General features: G+C 67.5%; 14 protein-coding genes. 9 read left to right on the forward strand and 5 right to left on the reverse strand.

The features are described 5' to 3' along the window. Positions 1-27: 27 nt before the first annotated feature. The gene (locus tag BLW05_RS00800; protein ID WP_093158485.1) at positions 28-288 is read left to right on the forward strand and encodes a hypothetical protein; all 261 of its coding nucleotides are present in this window, start codon (positions 28-30) and stop codon (positions 286-288) included. A gap of 16 nt (positions 289-304) precedes the next feature. Here the strand turns inward: BLW05_RS00800 and BLW05_RS00805 are convergent, their stop codons facing one another. Both BLW05_RS00805 and BLW05_RS00810 read right to left on the reverse strand, forming a co-directional pair. After that, positions 305-1759, reverse strand: a complete 1455-nt coding sequence (locus BLW05_RS00805; RefSeq protein ID WP_093158487.1) for a GntP family permease — start codon at positions 1757-1759, stop codon at positions 305-307. A gap of 4 nt (positions 1760-1763) precedes the next feature. Next, a complete protein-coding gene (locus tag BLW05_RS00810) occupies positions 1764-2807 on the reverse strand; it encodes a patatin-like phospholipase family protein (protein WP_093158490.1) in 1044 nt (347 codons plus the stop codon). Positions 2808-3099: 292 nt separating this feature from the next. On the opposite strand from BLW05_RS00810, the gene BLW05_RS00815 reads away from it, so the two are divergent. The 3 genes from BLW05_RS00815 to BLW05_RS00825 are packed head-to-tail and all read left to right on the forward strand — an operon-like array spanning position 3100 to position 9447. Further along, on the forward strand, positions 3100-4785 hold the full coding sequence (locus BLW05_RS00815) for an efflux RND transporter periplasmic adaptor subunit (RefSeq protein ID WP_371126905.1): 1686 nt from the start codon (positions 3100-3102) through the stop codon (positions 4783-4785). Beyond that, positions 4782-7976 carry an efflux RND transporter permease subunit gene (locus BLW05_RS00820; RefSeq protein ID WP_093158495.1) on the forward strand — a complete coding sequence of 1065 codons (3195 nt, stop codon included), beginning with the start codon at positions 4782-4784 and terminating at the stop codon, positions 7974-7976. Before BLW05_RS00815 ends, BLW05_RS00820 begins: the two co-directional genes overlap by 4 nt. Then, on the forward strand, positions 7963-9447 hold the full coding sequence (locus BLW05_RS00825) for an efflux transporter outer membrane subunit (protein ID WP_093158498.1): 1485 nt from the start codon (positions 7963-7965) through the stop codon (positions 9445-9447). Before BLW05_RS00820 ends, BLW05_RS00825 begins: the two co-directional genes overlap by 14 nt. A 7-nt stretch (positions 9448-9454) precedes the next feature. On the opposite strand, the gene BLW05_RS00830 is transcribed toward BLW05_RS00825, so the two are convergent. From BLW05_RS00830 to BLW05_RS00840, 3 genes are all read right to left on the reverse strand, one after another. Next, positions 9455-10345: a transglutaminase family protein gene (locus BLW05_RS00830; protein ID WP_093158500.1), complete on the reverse strand. Its 891-nt coding sequence runs from the start codon at positions 10343-10345 to the stop codon at positions 9455-9457. 89 nt (positions 10346-10434) lie between these two features. Then, entirely contained in the window at positions 10435-12321 is a 1887-nt protein-coding gene (gene mnmC, locus BLW05_RS00835; protein ID WP_093158503.1) for a bifunctional tRNA (5-methylaminomethyl-2-thiouridine)(34)-methyltransferase MnmC2/FAD-dependent 5-carboxymethylaminomethyl-2-thiouridine(34) oxidoreductase MnmC1, read from the reverse strand. Between the two features lie 13 nt (positions 12322-12334). Continuing rightward, positions 12335-12607, reverse strand: coding sequence for an oxidative damage protection protein (locus BLW05_RS00840; protein ID WP_093158505.1), 273 nt, complete (start codon positions 12605-12607; stop codon positions 12335-12337). Between the two features lie 126 nt (positions 12608-12733). Here BLW05_RS00840 and BLW05_RS00845 point away from each other — a divergent pair, with 126 nt between their 5' ends. The 5 genes from BLW05_RS00845 (at position 12734) to ssuD (ending at position 16915) form a co-directional block, all read left to right on the forward strand. Further along, positions 12734-13759, forward strand: coding sequence for a sulfate ABC transporter substrate-binding protein (locus BLW05_RS00845; protein WP_093158508.1), 1026 nt, complete (start codon positions 12734-12736; stop codon positions 13757-13759). Positions 13760-13884: 125 nt separating this feature from the next. Beyond that, the gene (gene ssuE, locus BLW05_RS00850) at positions 13885-14469 is read left to right on the forward strand and encodes an NADPH-dependent FMN reductase (RefSeq protein ID WP_093158510.1); all 585 of its coding nucleotides are present in this window, start codon (positions 13885-13887) and stop codon (positions 14467-14469) included. A gap of 112 nt (positions 14470-14581) precedes the next feature. After that, positions 14582-14713 carry a hypothetical protein gene (locus tag BLW05_RS36345; RefSeq protein WP_256329945.1) on the forward strand — a complete coding sequence of 44 codons (132 nt, stop codon included), beginning with the start codon at positions 14582-14584 and terminating at the stop codon, positions 14711-14713. Beyond that, positions 14710-15723 carry a sulfonate ABC transporter substrate-binding protein gene (locus tag BLW05_RS00855; protein WP_093158513.1) on the forward strand — a complete coding sequence of 338 codons (1014 nt, stop codon included), beginning with the start codon at positions 14710-14712 and terminating at the stop codon, positions 15721-15723. Before BLW05_RS36345 ends, BLW05_RS00855 begins: the two co-directional genes overlap by 4 nt. Before the next feature lie 22 nt (positions 15724-15745). Then, positions 15746-16915: an FMNH2-dependent alkanesulfonate monooxygenase gene (gene ssuD, locus BLW05_RS00860; protein WP_093158515.1), complete on the forward strand. Its 1170-nt coding sequence runs from the start codon at positions 15746-15748 to the stop codon at positions 16913-16915. The last annotated feature ends 11 nt before the right edge of the window (positions 16916-16926 follow it).

Raw genomic sequence — 16926 nt, forward strand, 5'->3', positions numbered from 1 at the left:
AGATGCTCCGAAACTTCAGGAGGACGTGTGCAGCGCGAAAGGAGAGGCGAGCTGACCCAGCTCTACCAGGCCGTTGTCGTGAGTCGCCTCGCGGTGGAAGCTGCGCGCGGGGAACTCATCGAGGCGCTGGGCGATTGGCTCTGCGGTGCCGACACGCTGCCGCCGGGGTCGCTGGAGATGCAGGCGCTCGCGCGCCTTTGCGAAGCACAAGAGAAGGCCGAGGCGGAATACGCGAAATGCGTTTCGGCGCTGTCCGAGAAGCTCGTCCAGCGCGCCCGGGTCGCGTGAAGGCGCCCGGAAAGTTTCAGAACGACCCGAAGGTCGACCCCAGCACGATGACCGCAACCAGCGCCAGCAGCGCGCCGACGATGCCCACCATCACGATGTCGAAGTAGCTCTCCTTGTGGCCCGTGCCGCACACGGCAAGCAGCGTGACCACCGCGCCGTTGTGCGGAAGGCTGTCGAGCGTCCCCGCGCCGATCACCGCAACCCGGTGCATCAGCGCCGGATCCAGCCCGGTCGCGGCGGCCAGCTGCATGTAGGTCGCGCCGAGCGCATCGAGCGCGATCGTCAGCCCGCCCGAGGCCGAACCGGTGAGCGCGGCGAGGATGTTGGTCGACAGCGCCAGCGACACCAGCGGCCCGCCGCCGATGCCCAGCACCCATTCGCGCACCATCTCGAAAGCCGGCATCGCGGCCACCACCGCGCCGAAGCCCACGAGGCTCGCCACCGACACCACCGGCAGCACCGAGGCATTGGCACCCGCGTCGACCGTCTCCCGCAGCGAAGGCAGCCGGTTCCAGTTGCAGGCGATCAGCACCACGATCGCCGCCATCAGCGCCACCAGCACCGCCCAGACGCCGCCCACGTTGGCGATCGAGATCCCGCCGAAGCGCGCCTCGGCGAGGTAATCGGTATCGAGCCGCGGCAGCACCACCAGCGCCATCAGCAGATTGACCAGGACGACCACGATCAGAGGCAGCAGGGCGATGAAGACGCCGGGCTCCCTGTCGCTGTGACCGCCGCGCGTGGCCTCGGCGGGATCGAAGCTGCCCGACGTGCTAGCGCGCTCGCGCACGACCGGGTCGGCGGAGGCGTCCATGTGCTTGTCCACCGTGACGGCGCCGAAGCCTTCGCCGGCCTTGCGCGCGACGTTCTCGGCGCGGCGCAGCCACCACATCCCGAAGCCCAGCATGATCACGGCGGCGATCACGCCCAGTCCCGGCGCGGCGAAGGCGGTGGTGCCGAAGAAGGGCATCGGGATCGCGTTCTGGATCGCCGGCGTGCCTGGCAGCGCGGACATCGTGAAGGTCGACGTGCCGAGCGCGATCGCTGCAGGCATCAACCGCGCGGGCACGTTGGCCGCGCGGAACAGCGCCTGCGCCATCGGCGCGAGCACGAAGAAGGCGACGAAGAGGCTGACCCCGCCGTACGTCACCATCGCACCCGCCAGCACGACCGCGAGCATCGCCCGCTGCGGGCCGAGTTTCTCGGTCATGAAGCGCGCGATGGTCTGCACCGAGCCGCTGTCGTCCATGAGCTTGCCGAAGATCGCGCCGAGCAGGAAGAGCGGAAAGAAGCTCGCCAGGAAACCCGCCGCGGAGCCCATGAAGGTCTGCGTCCAGTGCGCGAGCAGCGGCTCGCCCGCGAAGAGTGCCGCGATGATCGCCGCGAGCGGCGCGAGCACCAGCACGCTCCAGCCCCGGTACGACAGCCAGATCAGCAGACCGAGGCCGACGAAGATTCCTGCGAGTCCCATACGCTCACACCCCTTCGAGCAATGCGTCGAGATCGAGCGTCGATCGCTTGCCGATGTCGCTCGTGTGCGCCGCGAGGAATTCAGTGGCTGCACGCCGGCCTTCGTCGCGCAGCTTGCAAAGGAACGCCCATTCCGCGATCAGCTTCGACGAGTAGCCGAGATCAAGCATCGCGTCGGTCGCGATGCGGTGGATGCGCATGCGCGCCCATGCCGCACCCTCGCCGTGGCCGGGGTCGGCCACCTGATGCAGCATCGCGATCATGCGCAGTTCCTTCAGCAGCGGCGAGTTGAAGGAGATCTCGTTGAGCCGGTTGTTGATTTCCTGCGCGCTGCGCGGGACGCCCGGGCGCTCCACCGGATTGATCTGCACCAGGATGGTGTCGCTGGAGGAGCATTCGCGGATGAGGGGGGTCATCGTCGGGTTGCCCGCGTAGCCGCCATCCCAGTAGGGGTCGCCGTCGATCTCCACCGCATGGAACATCGACGGCAGGCAGGCCGAGGCGAGCAGGACATCGGGGCTGATCTCGGCATTGCGGAAGACGCGGCCCCGGCCGGTGCGCACGTTGGTCGCGGTCACGAAGAGCTTGATGGGCGACGAAGCCAGGCGCTCGAAGTCGATCAGGTCCCTCAGGATGCCGCGCAGCGGGTTCATGCCCTGCGGATTGAGGTCGTAGGGCGACCACACGCGCATCGCAAGGTCGGCGGCGAGGAAGGTCGGAGAGTTGTCGAGCGTCCAGCGGCCGGAGATCATCTCCATCCAGCTGCGCTGGAACGGACTGAACCTGGCCGCTTCGGATACGCCGCGCCAGAACTTCTCCAGCGATTCGCGGGCGCCCTCGGCGCCGCCGCCTGCATGGCCGCAGGCCAGCACGGCGGCGTTCATCGCGCCGGCGGAGGTGCCGGAGACGCCGTCGATGCGCAGCCACGACTCCTCGAGCAGGCGATCGAGTACGCCCCAGGTGAATGCGCCGTGGGCGCCACCGCCTTGCAGTGCAAGGTCAATCGCAAGTGTTTTCAAACGGTTCCTCCAAGCGCATCGCGCCGTCATGCACACCAAGCAATGCCCGCGCCAGCGCGATGGCCGGGCCATCCTATGCGAGCAGTGAGACCGACTCAAGGCGATCGTTTGACCATCGTCAAGCGTGCGGCGAACAGGAAAAGGTGGTAGCGGCGGATGATGACGGGGACGCATGACAGTCCCGCGTCGGGTCGCCGAGGTGCTCGGGATTGCACCAAGGGGCCATTGCCTGCCCCGTGCTTTGAAGCGACATTAGCGTTTCACAACAGCCTGCATCGGGTCGGTCGTCGTGCACGATCGGCGTGGGCGAGGAGGATGGTCTATGGGTTTGTCGACTGACATGGCCTTGCGAGCACGACGTGCGGGCCCTTCCCGGACAGTTGCCGCGTCGAGCGTCCGCGGCCTGCTCCCGCTGTTGTGTGCCGCGGTGCTCCTGTCCGCCTGCTCGAAGTCGGAGCCTGAAAAAGCCGCGCCGCCTCCCGCCGAAGTCTCCGCCCTGACCGTCAAGGCGCAGACCGTTCCCGTGACCTACGAGTTCGTGGGCCAGACCGAGAGCTCCCAGCAGGTGGAGATCCGGGCCCGCGTCAACGGCTTTCTGGAAAGACGGGTCTATACCGAAGGCACTTTCGTCGAGCCAGGTCAGGTCCTTTTCAGGATGGACGTGAAGCCCTTCGAGGCCAGCCTGAAGGCCGCGAAGGCCGAACTGGCGCAGCAGCAGGCGCGGCTTGCCACCGCGCGCGCCAACCTCGCGCGGGTCAAGCCCCTCGTTGCCGACAACGCCTTGGCGGTCAAGGATCTCGATGACGCCACCGGCACCGAGCAGGCCGCTGCGGCTGCCGTCGAGGCGGCGGCCGCCAAGGTGACCGACGCGCAGTTGAACCTCGGCTACACCACGATCACCTCGCCGGTCGCCGGCCAGTCGTCGTTTGCCAAGGTTCAGGACGGTGCCTATGTGAACGCCGAGAACAGCCTGCTCACCTACGTGGCGAAGCTCGATCCGATGCGTGTGAACTTCAGCCTCTCGGAAAACGAATCGTTGCGCCTGCAGGACGAGATCGCCAAAGGCAAGCTGATCAAGGCGCCACGCGACGATTACGCGGTTGAACTGGTACTGGCCGACGGCTCGAGCTTTCCGGCGCAAGGGCGCATCACCTTCGCGGATGCCTCCTTCAGCCAGGAGACCGGCACCTTCCTGCTGCGCGCCGAGCTGCCCAATCCGAAGGGCGAACTGCGGCCGGGACAGTTCGTGCGGGTCAAGGTCCACGGCTTCCAGCGGCCCAATTCGATCATCGTGCCGCAGCGCGCGGTGCAGGAGGGGCCGCGCGGCGAGTACGTCTGGGTCGTCGATGCCGAGGGCAAGGCTTCGCAGCGGCCGGTGTCCGTCGGCGACTGGATGGGCGACCAATGGCTGGTGACCGGCGGCCTAAAGGACGGCGAACGCGTCGTGGTCGACGGGTTCATGCGGCTCGCGCCGGGTGCGCCGGTCAAGGTGAAGGACGTGCCGCCGGAGCCGCTGCCGGAGGGCGCGCTGGGACGCCAGGCGGGGCCGACGCCTGCGGGTGCGGCGGCCGCTGCGGCTTCGGTGATGCCGAACTCGGGCGCCGGCCCGGCGGGCGGTGCCGCGAAGGCTGCCGCGGCGTCTCCGCCCCCGGCCTCGGCATCCGCGTCCCCGTCCGGCAGTGGGGGCGCCAACGACGATGCGGTCTATTTCGATCGCGGCCGCACCGCACTCGACGCGACGGGCCAGGTGCGGCTGGTTGCGATCATCGCTGCGCTGAAGGCCAAGCCTGAACTGCGCGTTGTCCTGCACGGCTACGTGGATTCGAGCGGTGATCCGAAGATCAACGCGGCGATCGCCAAGCGGCGCGCGGAAGCGGTGCGCGATGCACTGCTGGCGGCCGATGTGCCGGCCAAGCAGATCGAGATGAAGGCGCCGGCCAACATCGTCGGCGGCGATTCGCCGGCCATGGCGCGCCGCGTCGATGTCATCCTGGCGGAGGCACGATGAAGTTCGCGCACTTCTTCATCGACCGTCCGATCTTCGCGTCCGTCATCTCGATCATCCTGGTCATCGCCGGGGTGGTGTCGATGTTCAACCTGCCGATCGCGCAGTTCCCCGACATCACCCCGCCGCAGATTTCGGTCAGTGCCACCTACCCGGGCGCCAGCTCGTCGGTGGTGGCCGAGAACGTGGCTGCACCGATCGAGCAGCAGGTCAACGGCGCCGACCGCATGATGTACATGAACTCCACGTCGAGCTCGACGGGGAACATGACGCTGTCGGTCTACTTCGAGATCGGCACCGACCCCTCGCTCGCGCAGGTGGACGTTCAGAACCGCGTGAACCTCGCGCTGCCGCAATTGCCTTCGGCGGTGAGCCAGCAGGGCGTGAGCGTGCAGAAGAAGTCGCAGGCCTTCATGCTGATCGTGGCGATCTACTCGCCCGACAACAGCCAGGACCCGACCTTCGTCGCGAACTACGCCAACATCAACGTGCTCGATGCGATCAAGCGCATTCCTGGCGCCAACCAGAGCTCGATCTTCGGCTCGCCCGACTATGCGATGCGCCTGTGGCTCAAGCCCGACCGCATGGCGAGCCTGGGCATGACCGCCACCGATGTGCAGAACGCGGTCGCCGCGCAGAACCAGCAGTACGCCGCAGGCCGGCTCGGCGCGTCGCCGACGGTCACGCCGGTGCAGCAGACCATTCCGGTGGCGACCTCGGGTCGCATGACCGAGCCCACCCAGTTCGACAACATCATCCTGCGCGCCTCCCAGCAGGGCACAGGTGCCATCGTGCGCGTCAAGGACATCGGCCGCGCCGAGCTCGGCTCCAAGGACTATTCGATCCGCTCCAAGTACAACGGCAAGACCGCCACGCTGATCGCGATCTACCAGCAGCCCGGCGCCAATGCGCTGCAGGTGGCCAAGGACACGCGCGCGCTGATGGCCGAGCTGAAGAAGTCTTTCCCGGCCGGGCTGGACTACGACATCGCGCTCGACACCACCGAGTTCGTGCAGGAGTCGATCAGCGAAGTGGTCCACACCTTCTTCGAGGCGGTGATTCTGGTGGTGATCGTGGTGTTCGTGTTCCTGCAGAGCTTCCGCGCGACGCTGGTGCCGATCCTGGCGGTGCCGGTCTCGATCCTCGGCGCCTTCATCGGCATGACCGCGATGGGCTTCTCGATCAACATGCTCACGCTGTTCGGCATGGTGCTCGCGATCGGCATCGTGGTGGACGATGCGATCGTGGTGGTCGAGAACGTCGAGCGCAACATGAGCGAGTTCGGCCTCTCGCCCAAGGACGCGGCCAAGCGTGCGATGGATGAAGTGAGCGGGCCGGTGGTCGCGATCGTGCTCGTGCTGTGCGCGGTGTTCATTCCCGTCGCGTTCCTCTCGGGCATCACCGGGCAGCTCTACAAGCAGTTCGCGATCACGATCGCGGTGTCGGTGGTGCTGTCGGGCCTCGTCGCGCTGACGCTGTCGCCCGCACTCGCGGCGCTGCTGCTGAAGCCGCCGAAAGCGGGCGAGCACGAGAAGAAAGGCTTCTTCGGCTGGTTCAATCGCGGCTTCGACCGGGTGACCGAAAGCTACACATCGACCACCAGGCTGGCGATCAAGCGTGTGCTCGTCTCGGTGCTGCTGATCGTCGGCATGGTCGTGATCATGATGGGCCTGTTCAGGAAGGTGCCGACCACCTTCCTGCCAGTGGAAGACCAGGGCTACATCTTCACCGCGGTCATCATGCCGGATGCCGCGAGCCTGGATCGCACCGAAGCCATCACCGACCGCGCGCAGCAGTGGTTCAGCAAGCAGCCCGGCGTGAAGGCGGTGGCGACGGTGCCGGGTTTCAGCCTGATCGACTCGCAGAACAAATCCAACGCGGGCGTTCTCTTCGTGTCGCTCAAGAGCTTCGCGGAGCGGCAGTCGCCGGACGACCGCGCCGACGCGCTGATCCGGCAGGCCAGCGCGGAGTTCTCGACCTTCAAGGAGGCCGTCCTGGTGCCGGTCAACCCGCCGTCGATTCCGGGCCTGGGGACCACCGGCGGCTTCGAGTTCTGGATCCAGAGCGAGGGCGATGCGCCGTTGCAGCGGGTAGAGCAGGTCACGCGCGACTTCATCGCCAAGGCGCGGCAGCGGCCCGAACTGCGAGGCCTGAACTCGACCATCAACACGCGTTCGCGCCAGTTGATGGTGGATGTCGATCGCGACAAGGCCGAAAGCCTCGGCGTGCCGACGCAGGATGTGTATTCCACCTTGCAGACGCTGTTCGGTTCGCTCTACGTGAGCCAGTTCCCCAAGAACAGCCGCCTGTTCCAGGTGATCCTGCAGGCCGAGCCGGACTTCCGCACCAAGCCCGAAGACCTGCAGAACATGTACGTGCGCAACAAGGAGGGCAAGATGGTGCCCCTCAAGGCGGTCGCGACCACGCGGTACGTGACCGGCGCCGACATCGTCACCCGCTTCAACAACTTCGTCGCGGCCAAGGTCACGGGCGACGCGGGCATCGGCTACAGCTCCGGGCAGGCACTGGCCGCGATGGAAGAGGTGGCGCGCGAGGTGCTGCCGGCGGGCTTCTCGTTCGCCTGGTCCGGCGAGGCCTACGAAGAGCGCAAGGCGGGCTCCACGGCCGGACTGGTGTTCGCATTCGCGCTGGTGATGGTGTTCCTGATCCTCGCGGCGCAGTACGAGAAATGGTCGTTGCCCCTCGGCGTGCTGCTGGCAGTGCCGTTCGCGCTGTTCGGTGCCATCGCGGCAATCTGGCTGCGCGGCATCCAGAACGACGTCTACTTCCAGATCGGCCTCACGGTGCTGATTGCGCTGGCGGCGAAGAACGCGATCCTGATCTTCGAGTTCGCGGTCGAGCTGCGGCACAAGGAAGGGCTCTCGCCCTACGACGCGGCGGTCGGCGCGGCCAAGCTGCGCTTGCGGCCGATCATCATGACCTCGCTGGCCTTCATCCTGGGGTGTATTCCGCTCGCGATCGCCAGCGGCGCTTCGGCCGCCAGCCGGCAGTCGCTCGGCACCGGCGTGATCGGCGGCATGCTGGGCGCGACGGTGATCGCGATCTTCTTCATCCCGATGTTCTTCTGGGGCCTGGAAGCGTTCAGCGATCGCATGAGCGGCAAGAAGGCCGAACATGCGAAGGGCGAGGGGCCGGAAGCGACCGGACAGGGAGCCACCGATGCGCCGCACTGATGCGACTTGTCGCGGCGCGGTGGCATGGGTGTCCGCGCTGTTCTTGGGCCTGCCGCTCGCCGGCTGCATGCTCGGGCCGGACTACAAGCGGCCCGATCTCGACGTTCCGACGCAATACCGCAGTGCCACGCCGATGGGTGCCGTCGATGCGGCTGCGACCGAATCGGCATGGTGGCAGCAGTTCAACGATCCGGCGCTCGATGCACTGATCAGCGAAGGGCTGCGCAACAACCAGGACCTGGTCGCCGCGGCCGCGCGCGTGGAGCAGTTCTACGGCGTGCTCGGCACCACGCGCTCGCAGCTCTTCCCGCAGGTGGGCGCGCAGGTGAGCGGCAGCCGCACGCGCGCGAGCGAGCAGACGATCACCCGGGCGCCGTCGATCAACCCGTACAACGCCTACCAGGCCAGCCTTCTGCTGAGTTGGGAGATCGACCTCTTCGGCCGCACCCGCCGGCTCACCGAAGCCGCGACTGCGGAGCTGGAGGCGAGCGAAGCCTTCCGCCGCGGCACGGTGCTTTCGGTCGTGACCGCGATCACCTCGGGCTACGTCAACCTGCGCGAACAGGACCGCGAGCTGGAGGTGTCGCGCGAGACGCTCGGGCTGCGCCTCGATGCCTTGAACCTGTTCGAGCGGCGCTTCAAGGGCGGGGTGGTGTCCGAAGTCGAGGTCAGCCAGGCGCGGTCGGAATACGCGACGGCGCTGCGTTCGATTCCATTGCTCGAGCAATCGATCGTGCAGCTGGAGAACGCGCTGGCGAACCTCGTCGGCCGCAATCCGGGTCCCATCGCGCGCGGCAAGCCGATCGACCAGCTCATGCTGCCGCCGGTGCCGGCGGGCCTGCCGTCCGATCTGCTGGAGCGGCGCCCGGACATCCGGCAGGCCGAGCAATCGATGATTGCGGCCAATGCCCGCATCGGTGCGGCGAAGGCGGCGTACTTCCCGACGATCTCGCTCACAGGCGCCTTCGGTCAGGCCAGCCGTTCGCTGTCCGACCTGTGGGAGGGGCCGTCGCGCCTGTGGACCTATGGCGCGGACATCGCGATGCCGATCTTCACCGCCGGGGCGATCGCGGGCCAGGTCACGAGCGCCGAGGCGGCGCAGCGGGCGTCGGTCGCGCAGTACCGCAAGGCGGTGCAGGCGGCGTTCGGCGAAACAGAGAACGCGCTGTCCGGCATCACCACGTCGCGCACCGCGCTCGATGCGCAGCTGATGCAGGTTGCCGCGCTCGACAACTATGCGCGGCTGGCGCGCCGGCGGTTCGAAGGCGGCTACACCAGCTATCTCGAAGTGCTCGACGCCGATCGCGCGCTGTTCAGTGCGCGCCTTCAGCTGGCCCAGCAGCAGGGCAGCGTGCTGTTGCAGTCGGCGGCGCTGTATCGCTCGCTCGGCGGCGGCTGGGTCGACGTCGCGGACAAGGAAGCGCCGCAGCCCGGCGTGAACGTGAGCGAGCGGCCGCGCATCTTTCCGTGAACCCGGCTCAGTCCCTCACCTTCCGCACCACGACGGAAGCTTCCAGTCCTTCATAGGTTCCGGGATCGCCATACCAGGTGCCCGACACGGGGGCCGCCAACGACGGATCGCGAGCGACCGCGACGCGGATCAACTGCCCGCCACCCATGAGGTTGTTGGTGGGATCGAACGCGATCCAGCCCGCACCGGGCAGATAGGCATGCAGCCATGCGTGTGTCGTTCCCGCGCCGGTCACGGACTCTTCCGCCGATTCGCCGTCGACGTCGAGCGCGGCGTCGTACAGATAGCCCGACACGAAACGCGTCGCCACCCCGAGCCGTCGAACGGCCTCCATCATCAGCAGTGCGTAGTCGCGGCAGCTGCCGCTGCCCAGGTCGAGCGTCTGCAGCGGCGTCTGCGTGCCTTCCTCCTCGCGTGCCGCATAGGTGAAGTTCTGGCCGATGTAGGCATTCATCCGGGCGAGCACGTCGCGGGTGCCGTTGCCGCCTTCGAGGAATTGATGCGCCCAGCGGATCAGGCGGCCGTCGGGGTCGTCGTGATGGGGGCGGAGGTAGCGCTCGAGGTCGAAGCGGTCGTCCACCGAATAGGCGAAGGGCAGGAGTTCGGCGGACGGATCGAGCGGCAGCTCGTCGACGTAGGTCGGTACATGCTCGATCGAGAAGCGGCAGACGATGCGCAGCTCGTCCGCCTCGCCGAGCGGCTGCACCAGCGCCACGGAATTGGAGTGCGGGTCCTGGATCATCCGGATGCTCGCATCCGGGCTCACCTGGAGATCGGTGGCGAGCACGCGAAGATCGTGGCTCTCGCGCGGCCGGAACATCACCCGGTGCAGGCCGAAACGCACCGGCTTCCTGTAGCGGTAGACCGTGGTGTGGGTGATGTCGTAGTGGATGGGCATGACGCGTCCTCCTTGTGCTCGGCGGCGGGGGTGGCTCGCAGCATGAAATGTAGCGAGCTGCCGCGACATGAGCAGGGGTGGATGTCGGACTACGGGGCGCTCGACAACTTCTGGGTGGGAGGCCTGGCCCACACGCGACGTGTGTCCAGCGCGCTCGCGAGCTTTGCCGGCAGAGGCAAGGGCTCGCCATGCCAGCGTGCGGCCAGCAACTCGGCGCAGAGCGCGGCGAAGCTCATGCCACGCGAGCCGAGCGCGGTGCAGACCCATACGCCGTCTTCCGCATCCGGCCGCAGGGGGCCGACCAGCGGACGACGGTCGCCGGAGGCGCAGCGTATGCCGGCCCAGGCGTGCACCCGGCCGCTCTGGAAGTCGGCAAACAGGTGCGCCGCGGCGTCGGGATGAAGTCGGCGGAGCTTCTCGAGATTGACCTCGTTCTCGTCCGGACGCAGGGCGGGGTCATCGCTGTCGCGGTCGAAGGTCGCGCCCGTGAGCCACAGTTCGCCGCCGTCGTCGGGCACCTGCGCGATCAGGTGGCCATCGCCATTGATCGGCACGGCGGGAAGCGCCGAACCGTGCGGCGCCACGCCCCACGCGACCTGGCCGCGCACGGGCTGCAAGGGCAGGTCGGGCGCGAGGATCCGGCTGTCGAAACCTGCCGCGATGACGACCTTGTCGGCCTGCGCAAAGGGCTCGCCGTTCTCGCCGCGCACTATCCAGCCCGGCGTGCTTTCGTTCGATCGTTCGATGCCGGTCACATGGCGCCCGGTTTCGACGCGGATGCCGGGCTGCGCAAGCCAGGCCTTCACCAGCCGGGCAGGGCGCACCCATCCGGCGCGCACATGCCGGATGGCTTTTGCATCGGCGGGCAATCCGAGCGCGTGAAGCTGTTCGGCCGTCGCGAGCCACGATTCGTTGGGGCCTTCGGCGGACCAGCCGGCGGGCAGGCGCGCATCGCCCGGTGCGCGCCGTTCGACAACGCCGGTCGCGCCCCAGTCGCGCCCTTCGACCAGCCATTGCCCGAGCTGCGGCCACACCGCGCGAATGCCGGCGCGCGTCAGCCGCGACAGCAGCGCGTCGTCCGGCGACACATGGGGCGCCAGCACACCCACCGGCAGGCTCGATGCGCCGGTGGCGGGTTGCGCGGATGCGTCGAGGACCGTCACGCTCCACCCGCGCCGCGCGAGGCTCGATGCGACCGCGGCGCCGGCGAGGCCTGCGCCGATCACGATGCAATGTCCGGGCTGCGTGACCTCCTCGGGCGACGGGTCGCGGCGGCGCAATTCCCAGGCAGGGTCGTAGACCCCGTGGAGGCAGTCGCGCTTCGGAGGCAAGCCTGGCGTCTTCGCGACCTTGAAGCCGCACTGCGCCAGCGCATCGCGCACCGTCCGTGCGATGGTCCAGGTCGCGATGCGCGTGCCGCGCCGGGCGAAGCGCGAGGCCGACTTCAGCGTCTCGGCCGACCACATCTGGGGATTGCGCTGGGGGCTGAACCCGTCGAGATAGATGCTGTCCGCGTCGAAGCGCTGCGCGCGCAGCATCGGCTGCACATCGCCGATGCACAGGGTCAGCAGCACCTGGCCCTTGTCGAGCCAGATGCGATGAAATCCCGGCAGCAGGCCGTGCCATTGCGCTGCCAGTTCCCGCGCCAGCGGAAGCAGCTCCGGCGAACTGGCGGCGGCGCGCAGCAGGTCGTCGCGCGAGACCGGATAGGCCTCGATCGAAACGAAATGCAACAGCCGGCAGCGATTCGGATCCGCGCGCCAGGCTTGCCAGGTTGTCAGGAAGTTGAGCCCGAAGCCGAAGCCGGTTTCGAGAATCCGCCATTGCGGCTTGCCCGACCAGGCCGCAGGCAGGCCGCAGCCGCCCAGAAATACATACCGGGCCTGGGCGGCGCCGCCGCTTTCGGAGTGATAGATGTCATCGAACCGCGCGCTGCGCGGGATGCCGTCCGCGCGCCATTCGACCGGTTCGGCCATGCGCGCGCGTGGGTCAGTTGCTTGGAGGAACGTATCCCTGCGCCACGTCGGCGCCGTCGCCGAAGAAGTGCTTTTCCATCTGGCGGGCCAGGTACTGGCGCGCGCGGGCATCGGCGAGGTTCAGGCGGTTTTCATTGACCAGCATGGTCTGCTGCTTGAGCCAGGCCGCCCAGGCCTCCTTGCTCACGCTCTCCCAGATGCGCTTGCCGAGTTCGCCGGGATAGGGCGGGAAGTCGAGACCTTCGGCTTCTTTGCCGAGCTTGATGCACTGGACCATGCGTGCCATTTGGATGCCTTTGGGGTGTCTTAGTTGATTTTGCTATTTAGAACTGACAACTCGGTCGTTCCGGTTTTCTTATGCCGTATTCAGAATGCGTGGCATCTGCTTTATGCAATTTACGAGCACAAGACCATGAGCCTTCGCCGCGACTTTATCAAGCTTTCCCTCGGTGCCGCCGCCGCCGCGAGCATCGCCCTGACGGCATTGCCGTCGTTCGCCCAAGGCGGCGTGACGCTCTTGAACGTGTCCTACGACCCGACGCGCGAACTGTACGTGGACTACAACCAGGCTTTCGCCAAGTACTGGAAGGGCAAGACCGGCCAGGACGTGACGATCAAGCAGTCGCACGGCGGTTCGGGCAAGCAGGCCCGCTCGATCATCGACGGCATCGATGCCGACGTCGCGACGCTGGCGCTGGCCGGCGACACCGACGCGCTCGTCACGCACGGCGGTCTGGTCAAGCCCGACTGGCAAAAGCGCCTGCCGCACAACTCGGCCCCGTACACCTCGACCATCGTCTTCCTTGTGAAGAAGGGCAACCCGAAGGGCCTGAAGGACTGGGACGACCTGGCGAAGCCGGGCGTGCAGGTGATCACCCCCAACCCGAAGACCTCCGGCGGCGCCCGCTGGAACTACCTTGCCGCATGGGAATTCGCCAAGCGCAAGTATGGCGGCGACGACAAGGCCAAGGAATTCGTCGGCAAGCTCTACAAGAACGTGCCTGTGCTCGACACCGGCGCGCGCGGCTCGACCATCACCTTCGTGCAGCGCGGCGTGGGTGACGTGCTGCTCGCCTGGGAGAACGAGGCTTTCCTCGCGCTGAAGGAGTTCGGCCCTGACAAGTTCGACATCGTCGTGCCGTCGATCAGCATCCTCGCCGAACCCACCGTGACGGTGGTCGACAAGGTGGTCGACAAGAAGGGCACGCGCGCCGTCGCCGAGGAATACCTGAAGTACCTGTATTCGGACGAAGGCCAGGACATCGCCGGCCGCAACTACTACCGCCCGACCTCCGACAAGGCCAAGGCCAAGTACGCGAACCAGTTCCCCAAGCTCACGCTGTTCACCATCGACGAAGCCTTCGGTGGCTGGACCAAGGCGGACAAGGCGCACTTTGCCGATGGCGGCTCGTTCGACCAGATTTACTTGAACAAATAAGCTCGCCCCCAGGCTGCGCGCACTGCGTGTCGCTTCGCCAACTCCCTACCGGGGGCGGGCCGGCCGCTTCGGGCGGCCGGGCGCGGCGCCCCTCCCGACGACATTGCTCTTGAAAGTGATTTGACGTGTCTGTGCTCCTGATCGCCGGTAGTCCCTCTGCGCCGTCCCGCTCGGCGGTCCTGCTCGATGCCGTGGCGGCGCGGCTGGCGCTGCGCGAGGTGAAGGTGGATCGTCTCGCGATCCGCGAACTGGCCGCGCATGCGCTGCTGCTGGGCGAAGCCTCGCACCCCACGGTGCAGCACGCGGCCGAGCAAGTGCATCGCGCCGACGTGATCGTGATCGCGACGCCCGTCTACAAGGCGGCGTACAGCGGCGTGCTCAAGGTGTTCCTCGATCTGCTGCCGCAGTCCGCGTTGAAGGGCAAGACGGTGCTCCCGCTCGCCACCGGCGGCAGCCCGCATCACATGCTGGCGCTCGACTACGCGCTGCGGCCTGTGCTGCAGTCGCTCGCGGCGCGGCACATCCTGCCGGGCGTCTATGCGACCGACGGACAGGTCACGCTGCAGCCCGAAGGCGCCTACCAGTTGCAGGCGGACCTGTCGCAGCGTCTGGACGATGCGGTCGAGACGCTCGCCAGCGAAGGTCTCAGGCTGCCAGCGACCTGGGGCTTCGAGCCCGTGGCCTTCGAACAGGTGCGATGTAGCGTCTGACGGTTCGTCCGTCATCCGGGCGCCTGAATGGCGCCGCCTCCGTCCAACTCCCGTCCCGATCGATTGGGCCGCCATGCGGTCAGGGGACGCCTACGCCCGAAGAAAGAAGAACATGCCCCCTTTGACCTCGAACACCCTGACCCCGCCGCGCTCCGCGTTGTGGGTCGCCCTGGACCTCGCCATCAGCGCGCTGGTGGTCGTCGCGGTCGCGCTCATCACCGGCTTCATCGCCGCGACGTCATGAGCACGCATTCGATTGCGCGCCGCCGCCTGCTGCAACTGCTCGTGGTCACGGCGTCGACCTGGGGGCTGGGCGGGCCCGTCGCGCTGGCGCAGCCGGCGGCTTCGCCGGCATCGTCCGAGCCGCTCCAGCAGCTTCGGATCGGCTACCAGAAGTCCGCGGCCAACCTGGTGATCGTGAAGCAGTCGGGCTGGCTGGAAAAGCGCTTTCCGAGCTCGAAGATTGCCTGGATCGAGTTCCCGGCCGGGCCGCAACTGCTGGAGGCGCTGTCGGTCGGCAGTCTCGAGTTCGGGCTCACCGGCGATTCGCCGCCGGTGTTCGCGCAGGCCGCAGGCAAGGATCTCGTCTATGTCGGCGCCGAGCCACCGAAGCCCGACAGTTCCGCCGTCCTGGTGCTGAAGGATTCGCCTCTCAAATCGCTCGCCGACCTCAAGGGCCGCAAGGTGGCGCTGCAGAAAGGGTCGAGCGCGCACTACCTGCTGGTGCGCGCGGTCGAGAAGGCCGGCCTGCAATGGAACGACATCCAGCCCGTCTACCTCGCACCGGCCGATGCGCGCGCCGCCTTCGAGCGAGGCAGCGTCGATGCCTGGGCGATCTGGGATCCGTTCTATGCCGCGACCGAGCTCGCGATCCAGCCGCGTGCGTTGGCCACCGGCCGTGGGCTGTCGGGCAACAACTCCTTCTATCTGGCGTCGAGGCCGTTCGCGGACAAGCATGCGGCGGTCATCGCCGCGCTCTTCGAGGAACTGACCCGCGCCGATCGCCTGGTGCAGCAGGAGCGTGCCGCCGCGATCAAGCTGATCGCGGATTTCAGCGGTCTCGATGCGGGGATCGTGAGCCTGTTTCTCCAGCGCCGGCCGCCGTCGCCCGTGGGTCCGATCCAGCCTGCGACGGTGACCGACCAGCAGCGCGTTGCCGATGCCTTCTACAAGCTCGGACTCATTCCGAAGCCCGTGGAGGTCGCGCGCATCGTGTGGCGGCCTGACACACGGCTCGCCTCCACCAAACCCTGACGACCAAGCACAAGACACAGCCATGAACATCTTCTGGTTCCTCCCCACGCACGGCGACAGCCGCTATCTGGGCACGACCGAGGGCGCGCGTCCGGTCGATCTGGCCTACCTTCAGCAGATTGCGGGTGCGGCCGATCAACTGGGCTACGAGGGCGTACTGATTCCGACAGGCCGATCGTGCGAGGACCCGTGGGTCGTCGCCTCAAGCCTGATCGGTGCGACGAAGCGGTTGCGTTTCCTGGTCGCGGTGAGGCCCGGGCTGCACCAGCCGAGCCTCGCGGCGCGCATGGCTGCGACCTTCGATCGGCTGTCGGGCGGCCGCGTGCTGGTCAATCTCGTGACCGGCGGCGATCAGGCGGAACTCGAAGGCGACGGCGTGCTTCTGCCCCACGCCGAGCGCTACGAGCAATCGGCCGAGTTCATCCGCATCTGGCGCGAGATCATCGCGCGCAGCCATGACGGCCAAAGCTTCGACTACGACGGCAAGCACCTCTCCGTGAAGGGCGCGAAGCTGCTGTTTCCGCCCACGCAGAAGCCGTATCCGCCGGTATGGTTCGGCGGTTCGTCGGAGGCGGCGCACGAGCTCGCCGCCGAGCAGGTCGATGCCTATCTCACCTGGGGGGAAACGCCCGCCGAGGTCGCGAAGAAGATCGCCGATGTTCGCCAGCGCGCGGCGCGCAAGGGCCGCACCGTGAAGCTCGGCATTCGCCTCCATGTGATCGTGCGAGAGACCGAGGACGAAGCCTGGCGTGCTGCCGAATCGCTCATCAGCCGCGTGAACGACGACACGGTGATACGCGCTCAGGCCGCGTTCGCGCGCATGGATTCCGAAGGGCAGCGCCGCATGGCCGCGCTGCATGCGGGCGGTGCGAAGCGCACCCGCGCCGATCTGGAGATCAGCCCGAACCTGTGGGCCGGCGTGGGGCTGGTGCGCGGCGGTGCGGGCACCGCGCTGGTGGGTGATCCGAAGACTGTCGCTGCGCGCATCGAGGAATACGCATCGCTGGGCATCGAGAGTTTCATCTTCTCGGGCTATCCGCACCTCGAAGAGTCCTACCGCTTTGCGGAGCTCGTTTTCCCGCTGTTGCCGCGCAAGCAACGCACCAGCGTGCCGTCGCAGGCGCTGACCGGGCCTTTCGGCGAGGTGGTCGCGAATCTCGATGCGCCTTCGCGGCTGCTCTCGCAGAGCTGACCGGCGACCCG

Source organism: Variovorax sp. YR216 (genome assembly GCF_900107745.1).
Classification (GTDB): domain Bacteria; phylum Pseudomonadota; class Gammaproteobacteria; order Burkholderiales; family Burkholderiaceae_C; genus Variovorax.